Origin of the sequence: Psychrobacter sp. T6-6 (assembly GCF_052258185.1) — a bacterium.
GTDB lineage: Bacteria > Pseudomonadota > Gammaproteobacteria > Pseudomonadales > Moraxellaceae > Psychrobacter.
The window spans coordinates 631,299-647,959 of record NZ_JBQQEX010000002.1; the positions used below are offsets into that span (position 1 = coordinate 631,299).

Annotated in this window: 13 protein-coding genes and 4 tRNA genes; 13 read left to right on the plus strand and 4 right to left on the minus strand. The window is 42.9% G+C overall.

Translation table 11 applies throughout. From position 1 onward, the window contains the following. Positions 1 to 52: 52 nt before the first annotated feature. Complete coding sequence (gene hemH, locus ACTXGL_RS05845) at positions 53 to 1,072, plus strand: ferrochelatase (protein ID WP_319051868.1); 1,020 nt, start codon at positions 53 to 55, stop codon at positions 1,070 to 1,072. Between the two features lie 192 nt (positions 1,073 to 1,264). Further along, positions 1,265 to 2,095 (plus strand): BPSS1780 family membrane protein, encoded by an 831-nt coding sequence (locus ACTXGL_RS05850; protein WP_319051867.1) that lies wholly within the window; start codon positions 1,265 to 1,267, stop codon positions 2,093 to 2,095. A 132-nt stretch (positions 2,096 to 2,227) separates the two neighbouring features. On the opposite strand, the gene ACTXGL_RS05855 is transcribed toward ACTXGL_RS05850, so the two are convergent. From ACTXGL_RS05855 to ACTXGL_RS05870, 4 genes are all read right to left on the minus strand, one after another. Further along, a complete protein-coding gene (locus tag ACTXGL_RS05855) occupies positions 2,228 to 2,581 on the minus strand; it encodes a hypothetical protein (protein ID WP_443525508.1) in 354 nt (117 codons plus the stop codon). 275 nt (positions 2,582 to 2,856) lie between these two features. Continuing rightward, positions 2,857 to 3,456 (minus strand): hypothetical protein, encoded by a 600-nt coding sequence (locus ACTXGL_RS05860; protein WP_443525510.1) that lies wholly within the window; start codon positions 3,454 to 3,456, stop codon positions 2,857 to 2,859. Between the two features lie 284 nt (positions 3,457 to 3,740). Beyond that, a complete protein-coding gene (gene polA, locus ACTXGL_RS05865; RefSeq protein WP_443525511.1) occupies positions 3,741 to 6,728 on the minus strand; it encodes a DNA polymerase I in 2,988 nt (995 codons plus the stop codon). 379 nt (positions 6,729 to 7,107) lie between these two features. Continuing rightward, a complete protein-coding gene (locus ACTXGL_RS05870; RefSeq protein WP_319051787.1) occupies positions 7,108 to 7,521 on the minus strand; it encodes an Ohr family peroxiredoxin in 414 nt (137 codons plus the stop codon). Positions 7,522 to 7,846: 325 nt separating this feature from the next. Between ACTXGL_RS05870 and ACTXGL_RS05875 the strand changes: the two genes are divergently transcribed. The 11 genes from ACTXGL_RS05875 to ACTXGL_RS05925 form a co-directional block, all read left to right on the plus strand. After that, complete coding sequence (locus ACTXGL_RS05875) at positions 7,847 to 8,752, plus strand: hypothetical protein (RefSeq protein WP_443525513.1); 906 nt, start codon at positions 7,847 to 7,849, stop codon at positions 8,750 to 8,752. Positions 8,753 to 8,946: 194 nt separating this feature from the next. Beyond that, on the plus strand, positions 8,947 to 10,542 hold the full coding sequence (locus tag ACTXGL_RS05880; protein ID WP_443525515.1) for a peptide chain release factor 3: 1,596 nt from the start codon (positions 8,947 to 8,949) through the stop codon (positions 10,540 to 10,542). Between the two features lie 328 nt (positions 10,543 to 10,870). Beyond that, positions 10,871 to 11,602, plus strand: coding sequence for an RsiV family protein (locus tag ACTXGL_RS05885; protein ID WP_443525517.1), 732 nt, complete (start codon positions 10,871 to 10,873; stop codon positions 11,600 to 11,602). A 115-nt stretch (positions 11,603 to 11,717) separates the two neighbouring features. Further along, complete coding sequence (locus ACTXGL_RS05890; RefSeq protein ID WP_443525519.1) at positions 11,718 to 12,962, plus strand: FHA domain-containing protein; 1,245 nt, start codon at positions 11,718 to 11,720, stop codon at positions 12,960 to 12,962. Positions 12,963 to 13,207: 245 nt separating this feature from the next. After that, positions 13,208 to 14,704, plus strand: coding sequence for an anthranilate synthase component I (trpE, locus tag ACTXGL_RS05895; RefSeq protein WP_443525521.1), 1,497 nt, complete (start codon positions 13,208 to 13,210; stop codon positions 14,702 to 14,704). 193 nt (positions 14,705 to 14,897) lie between these two features. Beyond that, positions 14,898 to 14,973 (plus strand) — tRNA-Thr (locus ACTXGL_RS05900). 67 nt (positions 14,974 to 15,040) lie between these two features. Then, positions 15,041 to 15,124 (plus strand) — tRNA-Tyr (locus ACTXGL_RS05905). A gap of 83 nt (positions 15,125 to 15,207) precedes the next feature. Beyond that, positions 15,208 to 15,281 (plus strand) — tRNA-Gly (locus ACTXGL_RS05910). Between the two features lie 104 nt (positions 15,282 to 15,385). Further along, positions 15,386 to 15,460: transfer RNA gene (locus tag ACTXGL_RS05915), tRNA-Thr, on the plus strand. Positions 15,461 to 15,671: 211 nt separating this feature from the next. After that, complete coding sequence (locus ACTXGL_RS05920) at positions 15,672 to 15,989, plus strand: DUF6122 family protein (RefSeq protein ID WP_319051780.1); 318 nt, start codon at positions 15,672 to 15,674, stop codon at positions 15,987 to 15,989. 280 nt (positions 15,990 to 16,269) lie between these two features. Continuing rightward, positions 16,270 to 16,661, plus strand: a 392-nt coding sequence (locus tag ACTXGL_RS05925) for a GTP-binding protein (protein ID WP_443525523.1), incomplete at its 3' end; no start/stop codon positions are given.

The following is a 16,661-nucleotide window of genomic DNA, read 5'->3' on the forward strand; positions in this document are numbered from 1 at the left end:
TGATAGTTGTGACATTATCTCCAATAACTTACTGCTGATAAATAGTGCTGCTATGAAACCTGAATTGCCTCCACGTATTGCTGTCCTGTTAGTCAACCTCGGTACACCAGATGAGCCAACGGCACCTGCCGTACGTCGCTATCTCAAACAGTTCCTGTCAGATCCGCGAGTGATTGAGATTCCCAAGTTTTTATGGGCAATCATCTTGAATCTGTTTGTATTGCCAAGTCGTCCTAAGCGCGTGGCAAAAGCTTATGCCAGCATTTGGGAGGGAGACTCACCGATTCGTAAGATACTCAATAGCCAAGTTGAGCTATTGGAACCGCGTCTGGCAAACAGCGTGGCGCCATTTCGTGTCTCTGTGCATCCTGCGATGAGCTATGGCAATCCTGGACTGCCTGATGTCATGGATGCACTACGCGAAGAAGGGGTGGATCACTTTGTCATTCTGCCATTGTTTCCGCAGTACTCGGCCTCTTCTGGTGGCGCGGTATACGATGCACTGACGAAGTGGACACTCAAGCAGCGTAATCTGCCAAACTATACGATTGTCAAAGACTACTTTGCTCATCCGCTATACATTCAAGCATTGGCCAACTCGATTCGCCGCTTCCAAGAGAAGCATGGCAAGCCTGACAAGTTAATGTTTAGCTTCCATGGTATCCCGCAGCCCTACGCGGATAAGGGCGACCCTTATCCTAAGCGCTGTAAATGTACTGCAGCACAAGTGGCACATGCACTTGGTCTAAAAGAGGATGAATGGATTATCAGTTTCCAGTCACGTTTTGGTAAGCAAGAGTGGGTAAAGCCGTATACTGATGTGGTGTTAGAAGACTGGGGCAAGTCTGGGGTACGCTCAGTACAAGTGGTTAGTCCTGCATTTTCAGCGGATTGTCTTGAGACGCTAGAAGAGCTGGCCATTGAAAACCGTGATAATTTTCTGGAAGCAGGCGGGCAAGAGTATCACTACATTCCCGCACTTAACCTTGATGAGACCCATATTGAGTTGCTTGAAGCATTGAGCTTGCCTCTTGTAAAAGGGTGGGCGGGTACGCTTGATGGTTGGGTTTGATTAGCCAAATGTAATAATTGCTATGAATAAGTATAAAAAATACCGGATATAACATTCGGTATTTTTTTGTCTTGATTATCTGGTAAATAAAAGTTGGGTTTTACACTATTCGATATGTAAAATAGTCCAAACAGATTTCGTTTTATATGAGTTTTGATTTGTATTTGTGAGATTTTATTTTTGAGGATCAATATGTCTAACGTTAGTAGTTCGGAATCATATATATCAGTACAGAAACCTAATGGCCAACCTTCAAGCCTACCGCCAATGGACGAATATAGTAATCCTCTACCGCAGTTATTGGATGAGCCAAGATTTTGTAAAGTATCATGGGGGATAAAGTGGATAATTCAGCCTTTTGAAATGTTTAAAGGTAACTTTTTAATATGGCTAGCCGTCAGTGTCATATTGTTTGCTATTTCAATCATAGGTTCTTATGTCCCTATAATTGATTATATTTTTGGAGCTACAAGCATTATAGCAGCGGCTATTATCATACTTATTTGCTCAGCACAGTTCCAGAATGAAGATCTTGACCTTCATCAGCTTTGGGTTAAGCTCAAAACAAACTTAAGATCTCTCATTATTCTGAATATTCTGTTTGTAGTTGGACTAGCTGTTGTATTCATACCTGTATTAATTTTCTTTAGCGGTATATCTTTAACGCTCCTATTGGATATTGAAGCGATAAAAATAAGTGACTTCCCAATGACTCCTTTTGTGTTTAGTATTTTAGTCTCATTGGTATTATTTTTAATGTTATCAATGGCAATGTGGTTTGCTCCAGCATTGATTGTATTGCATGGTTTAGATCCAAAAAGCGCAATGAAGCTCAGTCTTAAAGGGTACTTAGCTAATATATTGCCAATGATTGCTTATGGGCTGGGTCTTATTATTGTGTTGCTATTTTTTCTAAAAATCACATTAGGTTTAGGAATTATCATAGCCGTACCATGGGTAATCATGAATTGTTATATTAGCTACCGTGATGTTCTGACTGATCAACCATTATCAATAGTTTAAATATCAATAGTTTGAATGGTATTGCTCAAAAATTTAAACGAAAACAGAGTTATTGGGCATAAAAAAGCACGCTTAACGTTATTAAGCGTGCTTTCTTGATTTAAAGAAGTACTCCAGCAGTCGTACTAAATTCTAAAAATCATCATCATTGCTACGCTCTGCGGCATCTCTATCGGCGATATCCATCGCATCCGGATAATCACTGTCATCAAGATTGTCCTGTACCAACACCTCATCTACGCGTGATTCATCAATGTTTTGACGATGTATAGGCGTTAGCCCTTGTGTAGCTGCGCTACCAACTTCTGAGTTGTCAAAACCAGCACTGTTATCGATGACATCGTCATTATCGATAGTATGTAACATCGGGTTATCTAGATCGACCAACTGATTGTCTGCATCGGTTTGACCAACGACACCGTCATTGCGGCTGTTACCATCAATATGATCCATCTCTTCTTGTAGTGGGTTTTTTGAGTTTTCCATAAGTCATTCCTTATTGTAATTATTGGCAGTAAAATTATCGTACGCGCTTGTAAAAGCATTATTTATTTTGACAGTGTTATTCTACTGAACAGTCTGTACGGTTATTAGAATTTTCACTAGTAGTAAGGTGTGACAGGATGTTCAAAATATGTAAGGCGATGGACGAAATGCAAAATCGGACGGCTACTCATATTGAGCAGCCGTCCGATTTTGCAGCATTTTTTATACAGTTTGAGCCACTAAGTGATTAAGTGTAAGCCATTATGATGGTCTTTTTAATTATTGGTATGCTTGAATTTATAATTTAATTTCTGCATCAGATATGATTCATAGTCAGCCAGTTTGAAACGCCACAAATAGATCAAGGCAATCGCATAGATGGCCGTTTCCGACAATTCTTCGACGAACTCGCCCCAGGTATGCGGGAATACAATGGCGTTCTCTCCCATATATTGGATGATTGCCAGTACTGCAGCGCTGAGATAGAGTGAAACAGGCACGTTCTTTAGTACTGCCCAGAGGTATTTTCTCGAATACGCCAATAGCCCAAGCGCCACGAGATAAATAACGGTAAGTACACTATCTTCCCACCAGTCATAAGACTGATTCAAAAAAGAGAAGTCGCTTGGAACCAACAAATCTGGTAGATAGTTCAATTCCCGTCGTATCACAGCGACAAATACCAGTAGCGCTGCTAACCAAAAAGCCTGAATGTGTTTAATATGACTTTGTACAAGGTATTGTGCGCAACGTAGCAAACAGGCAAACAACAGGATCATACCGGGGATTTCAATGAGGCCATCTGAATTCAAAATAACTGGCTCCTGCGCGTCAAAAAATGTGTCAAAAACAAAAAAGTGAGCCCGTAGGCTCACTCTAACCAAAACTGTCTCACTAAATACAGATAATCTATAGGACGCTATTATAACCTAGCTTGACGATGATAACGTCATAAAATATAACCAATTGGTCATAAGTGGTTGTTTGTATAGGTAATATAAAAATAAATATTACCCTTCACTCTATCGATGATTGTACTAACTGACTAAACATAGCAAACAATGGGTTAAGTTTGACTGTCAGTATTGGTAAGTATAAAAGCACAAAACCCATGTTATCTTTACGTTGTGGGGAGCTATAAACTCCCCAAAATCAATAATTAGTGTGCTTCATCCCAGTTCTGACCACTGTCCGTCTCAACCAATAACGGCACTGCAAAGTCAACATCCCAGCCTTTATCGACAGCGGTGGTCGCTAGGACATCTTGCATGGCATCCGTAATCAATTGGCTAACCGCGTCTACCTTATCGGCATCTACTTCAAAAACGAGTTCATCATGAACCTGTAGCAGCATTTTGGCCTGATCTTTAGGCAGTACTTTATCAACGGCAATCATGGCAAGCTTAATCAGATCAGCGGCTGAGCCTTGTAACGGCGCATTAATTGCCGCGCGCTCGGCACCTTGCTTAACCATACGATTGCTATGATTGATATCAGGCGTATAGAGTTTACGACCCAATATCGTCTCGACATAGCCTTGCTCGTACGCACTAGCGCGCGTATTGACCATATAGTTTTTGACACCTGGGTAGCGCTCAAAGTACATATCAATGTAGTCTTGTGCTTCACCTCGGCTCATCTGTAACTGCTTGGCAAGTCCAAAAGCACTCATACCATATAGCAGTCCAAAATTAATAGCCTTGGCATTACGGCGCTCCGTTGGCGTAACGTCCGCGACCTCTTTGCTTAGCACTTCGGCAGCAGTGGCAGCATGAATATCTAGACCTTCGTTAAAGGCATGAGTCAGGTTGCTATCGCCTGAGAAGTGTGCCATCAGACGCAATTCAATCTGTGAATAATCCGCCGCTAAGATCACACGACCTTCTGGTGCGATAAAGGCTTGGCGAATCAGGCGACCAGTCGCCGTACGAATCGGAATATTCTGTAAGTTAGGATCGGTTGATGATAGACGACCTGTGCTCGTTAATGCCTGATGATAGCTGGTATGGACACGGTCAGTCTCGCTATCTGCGACATTATCGAGCGCATCGGTATAAGTGCTCTTGAGCTTGGATAATCCGCGATACTCTAAGGTAATATCGACTAGCGGGTGATCGACTTTCGATAGGACCGCTTCACCAGTAGAATATTGACCAGATTTGGTTTTCTTACCGCCAGGGACGCCGAGCTTATCAAACAACATCTCGCCGAGCTGCTTTGGCGAGCCTAAGTTGAACTCTTCACCCGCCACCTCGTAGGCACGCTGCTCGAGCGCGATGATTTCTTCGTCAAAGCGCTTTGATAGTTCGTTCAAAAATGAGCGTTTGATGAGAATACCATGCGCTTCCATTTGACAAAGTATCTCAGCCGTTGGAATTTCCAACTCGTGGAGTAATTTGGCATTGTTAGCATCATTTGCCAGCTCAACGCTGAACACGTCAAACAATTGATAGGTGATATCGGCATCTTCACAAGCATAGTCACTCGCAATATCGATAGCTACTTGGTCAAAGGTGACTTGTTTCGCGCCTTTACCTGCAATTTCCTCAAAGCTGATGGTCTGCGTTTGTAGATAATGGCGCGCCAGATCGTCCATACCGTGGCGAGTAGCTGCTGCGTTAATGACATAGCTTGCCAGCATGGTATCCATCGCCCAGTTGTTTGGCTGCTCATGTATCGCACCAACTAAGTCGATGTCATAGTGTGCGAGGATATGTGCGTCGTATTTTAGATGCTGTCCGATTTTACCGATATTTGGGTTTTCTAGCACAGGCTTTAAACGTGCCAATACCGTATCACGATCGAGCTGTTTTGCTGTTAGCTCGTCACCTTCTAAGCTGTGGGTGAGTGGCACATAATAAGCCTCGTGTGCTTGCACAGCAAACGATAGACCGACGATTTGGGCCTCGCGCCAATGGACGCTGGTGGTTTCGGTATCGATGACGAAATGCGGCGCTGCTTCTAATAATTCGACCAGGCTATCAAACGCGGGCTTGTCGAGCACAGTATGCCACGCTTTATCCTGATGGTTGACCTTGATGTCATCGCCGCTGTTTGCTTGCAGCGATTTGGCGACTTGTGCTTGTGACTCAGCATTGGCTTGGCTATCCTCGACACTCTTTGAGCCATTTGCAGGATGGTTTGGATGATCAAGCGATGCCAGCTCGTTTCTAAACTCAAGCTCATTGTATAGGTCGCGCAGCTCATCTATATACGCGCAAGGATCGGTATTGATTTTTAGATCGTTCCAGTCCTGACCGATTTGTAGATTGGTGACGATGGTAGCGAGCTGTCTATTAAAAGGAATGTCATCGGCGTGTTCGATCAACCCTTTGGCGCCGCGACCTTTGATAAAGCCAATATGCTTGAGCATGTTATCAATGTCACCATACTCAACCAGCAAATCTTTCGCGGTCTTTTTACCGATACCCGGCACGCCTTTGATACCGTCAGAGCTGTCACCCATGAGCGTCAAAAAGTCAATCATTTGGTTTGGGTTGATACCGAACTTGTCGATCACCGCTGGCGTGTCCGTGACTTTACCCGTAAAGCTGTCTTCTAATATCACACAGTCATTGACCAGCTGCATCATGTCTTTATCGCCCGTTGAGATGACCACATGATGACCTTGCTCGACCGCGCGATGGGCAAGCGTACCGATGATATCGTCCGCTTCTGCGCCTTCGATACGTAGCAGCGGAATACCTAGCGCGCTGACCAAACGATGGATATAAGGAATTTGCTCTACCAGCTCTACGTCTATAGGCGGACGGGCGGCTTTATAGTCAGGTGACATATGATGGCGAAAAGTCGGTGACTTGGTGTCAAAGCAGACCGCCATATGAGTGGGGTGATAACGACGCATCAATTTTAGCAGCGCATTCAAAGTACCACGGATCGCATTGGTTATTAGACCTTGCGAGTTTTGCATGGTCTTTGGAAGAGCGTGATAGGTGCGAAACAGATAGTAAGAGCCATCGACCAAGATAAATGGAGGCTGATCTTTGTCCACATGACTGGTATTCATCAGCGCAACGTTAGGCATATCGTCAAAATTTGGCAAGGCTTTTGGATCTAGCGCTTGATGGGAGTGGTGGTCATTGCTGGTCGTATTACCAGATGTATTGTCGGCTATATTATCAGTCATAAAAATCACTTATCAGCTATTAGATAGAAATATGCTCTTATTATAACGATAAAATCCGCGTGTGCCGAACTCCTTAACCGTTACGAGATATTGTAGTGGTATTAGGGCATGTCCCTAATTCAAACGCTTATCACTAAATGGGCTAAAAATGGCTAAATCTTTGACAAACGGCGTCAAATAGCTGGTTAATATCTCGATATTGTCTGCACTATTTTCCTTGTTTGCCTGCGGTTTATTTCATTTTTATTACCATTTTTAAAATAGGAACACTCCCTAGTTTTTCACCAAAATGTCAAATAAAAAAAGAACCCAGACCAGCTGAGTTCTTTTATAATTAACTTATTCTTAATTACTTATTGATAGTAAGTCTAATAATGCGTTATTTTACTTCTGAAGTGACTTCGACATCAATGTTGCCGCTGGTTGCTTTTGAGTATGGGCATACTTCATGCGCTTTTTCGACCAGTTTTTGGATGTCATCAGCAGATAGGTCTGTGTTATCAGCGATAACATGGATTTTTACAGCAAGCTTATATTCGTGGTTTTCGCCTTGTAGTAGATCGACAGAGGTCTCAACAGTTGAGCCAAACGTGGCGCTTTCCATTTTTTTGACCACGCCTAGAGCGCCATCAAAACAAGCACCATAACCCATAGCGAGTAACTGCTCAGGGTTGTTGCCTTTTTGATTACCGCCTGGTGGTACCATGTTGATTTCAAGATCACTATCGCTCAAGGTTGCTGTACCCATGCGACCGCCAGTAACCGTAGATTTTGTAGAATATAGAGATTTCATGACACATCCTTTGTTTTGAGTTTTTATGTTGAAGTGGTAAATCTAAATGTCCAATCTAGGATAGCAAATCATTAAGGCAGCTCAGTGAGTTAGTAGTAAATATTTACAACAAGTTTGTAAATGATTCTTGAATAAAGCTTGCATGAACAGTTTAAGTAGCAAGGCATATCAGCATCGGTGATATTAGGACCTATTGAATAAGTACTGGCAGGCATTAGTAGTGCTACAGGTGTCCATCACTATAGGCATTGCTATAATAGACTTTTAATCCGTCCTAATCTCCTCAAAACAGATAATAGAGTCTGACTCATAAGGATAGTGTTCGATGAATAGAGTGGTTGCAATATCTGGTGTTCTATCTGTGGCAGCACTTACTGTAGTGGGCTGCGGAGAAGAGGACGGCGCCTCTTATGGTTCTGGTAGTAGCACGATAACGCTGACAAGCTTTGATAGTAGCTATGATAGTAAAGCCAATGATACTGCCATTGCCCGAATCGATGAAACCTACCGTACTGGTGCACGTGATATCAAAACCACCAATCTCATCAATAGTTATAGCAATCAGAGTCTTAACGATCTAGACAGAACGGTACTAGCAAACGACTTCGAAGGTCGACTCGAGAATAAAGACATCGAAGTCAGTAACCGCACCGTCAAACGTCCCATTTATGAAAAAAACAGCAATAATAAACTAGACTACGAAACCACCTATCAAACTCTTAATTTATCAGGATTAAACGCCAACAGTTATAGCGCTGGCACGAATATCGAAGACCGCCGTGGTATTCGGACAGCCTTGAGCAAATACGCTAATATTCCTTCTAATGTTGCCTTTCCTGAAGGATCGGTTTGTTACATTCCGGTCGTGACAAGCGAACGCTCATTTTGGGCATTTAATGACAAGAACAAGACTGGCTACTCGTCATTAGAGAAATGGCTTGATGCGGCCAAACAGCGCTTTAGCGATGATAGAGATCATAGAACCTCTCAGTTCGGTGTGGGTATAGAAAACAAGCAAGCAGCGGCGCAAGTGATGTTTTTTGCATATAATAATCAGCCCGCTTATGAATATAGCGGCGTTGAATATGGAAAGGATATCTATGAGGCACACTATGTTGCTAAGGGCAGTATTAATCCAAATACAGACAGCCGCTTTGGCGTGGTAGATTGTACGCTGGTCAATGAGGTGGCTGGCGACTTCTTAGCTGAGCAAATAAAGCGCTATTATTAAAATCAAGCAAGCTCTACGATGACGGTTAAAAATTTTGTTAACACGCTTTGTCTGACTGAGAGAGCGTGTTTTTTTATACGCTAACTCTGCACCCTAACGCTAAATCGGCTACAATACGCTCATTATTTATTCTATTTATTTAGATTACTGTCTAAAAGACAGCCTTTTTGAAGTTAAGGTTGAAGCCAAAAACTATGAGTGTAGATCCAAAGAAATTAAACAAAGAAGTGGCCAAGCGCCGCACCTTCGCTATTATCTCGCATCCCGATGCAGGTAAGACCACCATGACCGAAAAGCTGCTGTTATGGGGTCAAGCAATTCAGGTAGTGGGCGAAGTCAAAGGCCGTAAGACTGATCGTCATGCGACCTCAGATTGGATGAGCATGGAGCAAGAGCGTGGTATTTCGATCACCACGTCTGTCATGCAGTTCCCGTACAAGGATCACATGGTCAACCTGCTAGATACCCCAGGTCACGCCGACTTTAGTGAAGATACTTACCGTACATTGACCGCCGTAGACAGCGCACTGATGATGGTCGACGGGGCAAAGGGTGTCGAGGAACGAACCATCAAACTGATGGAAGTGTGCCGTATGCGCGATACGCCAATCATCTCATTCGTTAATAAGCTCGATCGTCAGATTCGTGAGCCGCTTGAGCTGCTGAGTGAAATCGAAGCGGTGCTCAAGATTAAATGCGTACCTGTTACATGGCCAATTGGTATGGGGCAGGATTTTGTTGGGGTATATCACCTTGCAGAAGACAAAACCTATCTCTACGAAAAAGGCAACGGCGGCAAAATGACCGTCTCTGAGACTCGCGAGGGCTATGACTATCCGGATATACGTGAGCGTCTTGGGCAGTTGATGTTTGATGCGTTTGAAGAGTCATTAGAGCTGGTACAAATGGCGCTAGAAGAGTTCAGTGTTGACGCGTTCTTAGCAGGTGAGATGACGCCAGTATTGTTCGGTACGGCATTGGGCAACTTCGGTGTCAACATGGTCCTTGATACCTTAGTCAAATATGCCCCGCCGCCAAAAGCCCATCCAACGACGGAACGTAAAGTCTCAGCAACCGAGACTGATTTCACAGGCTTCGTTTTTAAGATTCAGGCAAATATGGATCCGCGTCACCGTGACCGCATTGCGTTCTTGCGCGTGTGCTCTGGTAAGTACGAGAAGGGCATGAAGATGAAGCACGTGCGTCTGGGTAAAGATGTCCGTATTGCTGATGCGCTAACCTTTTTGGCCGGTGACCGCGAGGCGCTAGAAGAGGCTTATCCAGGTGATATTATTGGTTTGCATAACCATGGCACAATCTCTATCGGTGACAGCTTCACGGAAGGTGAGGAGCTGAGCTTTACTGGTATTCCTCACTTTGCGCCTGAACTGTTCCGCCGGGTGGTGCTAAAAGATCCGCTTAAATCAAAAGCATTGCAAAAAGGGTTACAGCAGCTGAGTGAAGAGGGCGCAACGCAGGTATTCATGCCGCAGATTAATAATGATTTGGTCTTGGGTGCGGTCGGTGTACTACAGTTTGAGGTGGTCGCGCATCGTCTCAAAGAAGAGTACAAAGTCCAATGTACGTTTGAGCCGGTATCGATTGCCACCGTACGCTGGATTCATTGTGATGATGAGGTAGCATTAGCAAAATTTAAGAAAAAAGCCCACGACCAGTTATCAATAGATGGTGGTGGTTATTTGACTTATCTTGCACCATCACGCGTCAACTTACAGTTGATGCAAGACCGTTATCCAGAAATAACGTTCAGTAGTACGCGTGAGCATTAATATCATTCGTACTAAAAACACCTGTACCGCTTATTTTTCATCGATTAAGACACGCTAGCCGTGTCTTTTTTATTGTCTATCGTTTATGGTCTGATATTGGTTTTTAATGATTAGCAATACTTCATAAACACAAACAGTGTTCCTACAATACAGCGTCATTGTTACGGTAGAATGTTACGCAATACTTTATATTTATAAAAGAAAATGTATGGCAGCGATGATTCGATTCTATTTTAATAAGTCTATGTTTCAACTGTTATTGTGTAGGGCCGCGAATATTCAGCGCGTTAGTTCCTTGGCGAGTGGTTTACTAATCGGCGCTATCAGTATGTCTGCAACTGCAGGTAGCCTTGTCAGTAAAACAGAGTATCTTGATTATCAACTGCCAGAAAAAATTCAGAATATATGCGCTGAGCGTGATAATTGCCCAGAGATTGAGGTTAAATATCTCAAGAGTAATCATAGCTGGATAGATACAACAATCAATGCACGTATTAACAGTTTGGTTGTCAATAGTAAGCCAACAGAATCAGCACCGATTAAAACGCCAAGCACTCAAGCAGACGTGAATGCTGCGATTAATGACTTTGCGGCGTCGCAGTTTCAAGATATGCCTGAAGAGGTTTCGTGGGCTTATAGTTTGACGGTGACGCCTGTCTATTTAGGTCACGTCAATAACTTTGAGCTGTTTGAAATCAACTCTTATGTTTTTACTGGCGGTGCGCACGGTATGCCATACAGCGAGTATTTGACGTTTGATCTAAGTACCGAAAAACAAGTCACCCTCGATGATATGCTGATCAAAGGCAAGAAGCCTCGTTTCGAAGCACTCGCGCATGATGCGTACAAGACATGGGTGAAAACGGTCGCTGACGATGTCAGTAGCTATGAGAAAAATTGGCCATTTATGTTGAGCAACAATGTGACGTTGACAGATACAGGCATCAATATTCGCTATCAGCACTATTCTATCGGCCCGTATGCTTATGGTATGCCCGTATTGAGCATTCCGTATAGTGAGCTTAATAAGGTGATAAAACCTTACTTTATACCAAAATAGACAGATAAATAACGACTACATTATGTTCTCTACTACAGATCGACCAGTTAATAACCATCAATAATAATTTGCTTAAAATCGTTTGAAAATTAATAGAAAAATAAGGAGTTACAGTATGACGAATAATACAGATAACATGACAGCAGCAACCAATACGTGGCAGTTGAATGCATTGACAGAGGCATTGGGCGATTTAACACTGACAGTTAGTGATAGTTTGTCTGTTGGCCGTGGCAGCGACAGTGATGTCGTGCTGGGTAGCAAACAGGTATCTCGCAATCATGCTGTGCTGAGCGTACTAGACGGTCAGCTATACGTAAAAGACTTGGATTCTTCCAATGGTACTTTTATCAACGATAGACGTATCACAGGTAACGAGTCAAATGTGCTACAAGCTAACGATACGCTTGGTTTTGCAAGTTTTGTCTTTCAGGTACAAGCATCTACCACTCCTGAAGAAAGTACAACGTTAGCACCAGCAACAGAAGAAGAGGTAACCACTGAGACAGAAACAACCGCGGGAACTGTTGACGAGCAGAGCATAGCTAATGAGACTATCGATCAAAAATCTCTTGATAATAGACCAGTTATTGATGAGCTTGTTACTGAAGAGACTAGTATTAAAGAACAAACAAATGAGAGTCCTGTAGCAGCTAGCAACGAACCAGTCGTCAAACAAACAGGTATCGAAGAGATCCTACCTAGTTCTAATACAGAGAAAGTATCATCTGTCGATACCGACCCAACTAGAGCGCCAGACACCACAATGGACAAAACAGCAGACCCAGTAACAACACCTACCACTGAGGACGTAGTTGCTGAATCAGTCTCTCCAGAGCCAGTAGTAAAAGAAACAGGTATCGAAGACGTATTATCAGCAGCAGACAGTACAGCGCCCGCACAAATTGAAGAGACTTCAGTTGAAGCAGGGGCAACATCTGAATCAACTGTACCAACAACGTCAGAGCAGTCGACAGTAACTAATGAGAGTGCCTCGTTAGTAGAGCAGGAACCAGTGGTAGAGCAGCCAGTGGCACATAAAGAGACTGTAATACGTGAGGAGCGTGCAAACCAAATGGAACATGACAAAACAACAAAAACAGAGTTACAAGAAGAAGCTGACCCTGAAGTTTTAAAAGCCAAACAAGCAGCCAGTGCACAGTTTTCAGGTACAGCTAATTTAGGACAGGATCGTGATCTTGGTACTGAAGGCAATAATGCAATGGATCAAGAAATCAGTAATCCAGCGCATACAGGACAAGTAGAGAAAAAAGCGAGTGGCGGCTGGTTTATATGGGTCTTCCTAGCGATTTTGATTATCGGTCTGGCGTTGTGGTTATTTAATATGGGCGGTGTTTAATCCTATTCAACCTGGATACAACTTAGCTATGGCAGCTACTCTATAGAATGAATGTTGGAGTAGGAGACTATTGAGGCTACTAAGACTAAGTTATCAGTGCTAACGAGTATTGCTGAATACTTGATTAGCTATTTATCCAAATAATTTTTTTATAGCGCCAACATGACAACAAAATGTTGGCGCTATATTTTATTTAACAGTGTGCTGTTTTGTTTTTGCCGCGATGATGCAAAGTGAGCGTTACTATGATGACCTTCCAAGAATACCAAGCTTTCAAAGATCGTGGCTTTAGTCATGCGCCCTTGATAAAAAAACGTTTGATGGACGTACAGACCCCAGTGTCCGTCTTTTCTAAAGTGCGTGATCTAAATGGCTCTGCTTATCTGTTTGAGTCTGTAGTAGGCGGTGAGCGCTGGGCGCGATATTCGATGATTGGTTTGGGTAGTGATTTGATCCTACAATATGCTGATGGCAATATGACCATCAAAAAAAATGATCATATCGATACACAAGCCGTAGTAGATCCCTTCGATTATATCCGCAAGTTGATGGCGCAGTATCAGATGCCAACGGCTGAAGATATGCCCACTGTACCAAGTTTTAGTGGCGGCTTAGTGGGATACTTCGGCTATGATATGGTACGTATTATTGAGCCTAGTGTCGGACCATCTGATGCTCCTAATCCCATGTCGATGCCAGATATGTGGCTGATGCTGTCAATGAGCGTCATCGTATTCGATAATCTAGAAAACACCTTGTCAATAATCGTTTATGCTGATTGCCAGACTGAAGAAGGCTACAGTACAGCCATTCGTGAATTAGAAAAAATCGAAGAAAAGTTGGCAGAGCCGTCGAATCTGTCTGCGCCAGTCATGCCTACGCCTACATTCACATCGCAGACAGGTAAGGATAAATACTGTAGCGACGTCAACAAAATAAAAGACTATATCGTAGCAGGCGATGTCATGCAGGTAGTCCCAGCGCAGCGCTTGACTGCTGACTATACAGGTGACTCTCTAGCTGTTTATCGCGCGCTCCGCTATCTCAACCCATCGCCTTATCTGTTTTTGGTGCATGGCTATACGCTCGACGACCATAAGCGATTTGATATCATCGGCGCGTCTCCTGAAATATTATCTAGGATCGAAAATGGCAAGGTAACTGTGCGTCCGCTAGCAGGGACACGTAAGCGTGGTCAAGATGAAGCAGAGGATCTGGCACTGGAGCAGGAGCTACTTCATGACAAAAAAGAAACTGCCGAGCATTTAATGCTTGTTGATCTAGGTCGTAATGATATCGATCGCGTTTGCGAATATGGTAGTGTCAAAGTGACAGAAAAGATGTTTATTGAGCGCTACTCACAAGTGATGCATATTGCGTCCAATGTAGAAGGCACAATACAAGCTGACAAAGACGCATTGGACGTGTTCTGTGCGACTTTTCCTGCTGGTACGCTATCAGGGGCTCCTAAAATTCGAGCCATGCAAATTATTGATGAGATAGAACCTGTTCGTCGAACGGTATTCGGCGGCTCTGTAGGTTATTTGGGCTGGAATGGCAATATGGATACCGCCATTGCTATTCGTACTGCAGTAATGCGCCGCGGCGAGATACATATCCAGGCAGGAGCAGGCGTCGTCGCTGATTCTGTACCAGAAGCTGAGTGGGATGAAACCAATAAAAAAGCACTAGCATTGGTAAAAGCCGTAAAAATGGCCTGCAATGGATTGCGTATTCGCTAACTATTCTCTTTTAATTTATCAAATACAGGTAAATCGGATACAAGATACCAAGACGACTGTATTTTTCTATTAAAAAAATAACAACGTAATCAATGGCTTGAGTATTTATATCAAAATAATTGAAAAAAAGATAAAAAAGGACTTGCGTCATTCAAAATATTTGATAGAATAGCCACCACTTTAGAGAGAACAAGCCGACTTAGCTCAGTTGGTAGAGCAACTGACTTGTAATCAGTAGGTCGCCAGTTCGATCCCGGCAGTCGGCACCATCTCTTTTAAAGTAGCTTTTTATGAATTTGTCTTAAATGAAAGTCATTTTTGTTCAAAGCACCCTAAGGTGGGATTGGGGAGCGGTCAAACCCAACAGACTGTAAATCTGTCGCGAAAGCTTCGAAGGTTCGAATCCTTCTCCCACCACCATATTTTTTAAAAGTTTGTCACAGCGCCAAGCATGCTCTGTATTTAACAACTCTCGATTAGAGTTGATATAAACAAGAGTAAATGCGGGTGTGGTATAATGGTAACACCTTAGCCTTCCAAGCTAATGACGCGGGTTCGATTCCCGCCACCCGCTCCATATATACACCATCGCAAAGCCTAATAATCAATCATCACGACAGTCAGTTATTATTGCTGTATCGTGATATTTTTTTTAGTGCAGCTCAAAGATTTTTAATATACGCTCATATAGCTCAGCGGTAGAGCACTCCCTTGGTAAGGGAGAGGTCTCGAGTTCAATTCTCGATATGAGCTCCATTTATTATTTATCTCCTTTATGCTTGTTTTGCTATTTATATATAGCTTTGCGTCGATATCGAAAATATAAAATATTGAAACATATAAAATTAGTAAGACATATAATGATTCAAAGGTGACACTGAGGTGTTGCCTTTTAGTGCTGTCAGCATGTTAATGAATATCGGTTTTGGTGGTTTGATATCAACGCTATTAGAACTGGTAAACGAATATGCAGGCATTTATACACTATTTCTTGCATTTTGGTTTCCCTCTTTTTATTGCAATTGCGTTTTTTAGAAAAGAGTGGAAAAAAGCATATCTGATTTTGCTCGCGACCATGCTGGTGGACATAGATCACCTAATAGCGAACCCAATTTTTCAGGCAAATAGATGTAGCATTAATTTCCACCCATTACATACGTATTATGCAATGTTGGTATATGTGTTTTTGCTCTTTTTCCGTAAGCCTTTTAACATTATTGGCATTGGATTGCTTTTTCATATGTTGACGGACTTTACGGATTGTTTGATGATGTCATCGAGCTAATACAATAGATTTGTACATCGAGACAGTTAAAAGGTCATAGCTGACGTTGGAATGAATCAAGCGTTCTATGACACAGAGAAAAATTGGTTTGTATTGACAGAGTTATGACTATTTAAGACAAGTCAGCGTATAATAACGGATACAAAAATTAGTTCGGAGTGCTGCTTGATTAGAAGCAGTGGTTCGTGCGGTTGATAGCTAGGTTTATGATGATTTAATTTTATTATGAGCCATTAAACAGCTTTTTATTTATCATTCACCAAAAAAAGAGGAAATACCCATGGCAAAGGCCAAGTTTGAACGTAACAAGCCACACGTCAACGTCGGAACCATCGGACACGTTGACCATGGTAAAACCACCCTTACCGCTGCAATCGCAACCGTAGCTGCAATCACCTCTGGCGGCGAAGCAAAAGACTACGCGTCTATTGACTCAGCACCAGAAGAAAAAGCACGTGGTATCACCATCAACACCTCACACGTAGAATATGACACAGACAGCCGTCACTATGCTCACGTAGATTGCCCAGGTCACGCCGATTATGTTAAAAACATGATCACTGGTGCTGCTCAGATGGACGGCGCAATCCTAGTCGTATCTGCAACTGACGGCCCTATGCCACAAACTCGTGAGCACATTCTGCTTTCACGTCAGGTTGGCGTACCGTACAT

Excerpts from the sequence above, each read along its gene's own strand:
- ACTXGL_RS05890 (WP_443525519.1), top strand. The coding sequence starts at position 11,718 with ATGACGAATAATACAGATAACATGACAGCAGCAACCAATACGTGGCAG.
- ACTXGL_RS05855 (WP_443525508.1), bottom strand. The coding sequence starts at position 2,581 with ATGGAAAACTCAAAAAACCCACTACAAGAAGAGATGGATCATATTGAT.
- trpE (WP_443525521.1), top strand. The coding sequence starts at position 13,208 with ATGATGACCTTCCAAGAATACCAAGCTTTCAAAGATCGTGGCTTTAGT.
- polA (WP_443525511.1), bottom strand. The coding sequence starts at position 6,728 with ATGACTGATAATATAGCCGACAATACATCTGGTAATACGACCAGCAAT.
- ACTXGL_RS05850 (WP_319051867.1), top strand. The coding sequence starts at position 1,265 with ATGTCTAACGTTAGTAGTTCGGAATCATATATATCAGTACAGAAACCT.
- ACTXGL_RS05885 (WP_443525517.1), top strand. The coding sequence starts at position 10,871 with ATGTCTGCAACTGCAGGTAGCCTTGTCAGTAAAACAGAGTATCTTGAT.
- hemH (WP_319051868.1), top strand. The coding sequence starts at position 53 with ATGAAACCTGAATTGCCTCCACGTATTGCTGTCCTGTTAGTCAACCTC.
- ACTXGL_RS05880 (WP_443525515.1), top strand. The coding sequence starts at position 8,947 with ATGAGTGTAGATCCAAAGAAATTAAACAAAGAAGTGGCCAAGCGCCGC.
- ACTXGL_RS05875 (WP_443525513.1), top strand. The coding sequence starts at position 7,847 with ATGAATAGAGTGGTTGCAATATCTGGTGTTCTATCTGTGGCAGCACTT.
- ACTXGL_RS05870 (WP_319051787.1), bottom strand. The coding sequence starts at position 7,521 with ATGAAATCTCTATATTCTACAAAATCTACGGTTACTGGCGGTCGCATG.
- ACTXGL_RS05920 (WP_319051780.1), top strand. The coding sequence starts at position 15,672 with ATGCAGGCATTTATACACTATTTCTTGCATTTTGGTTTCCCTCTTTTT.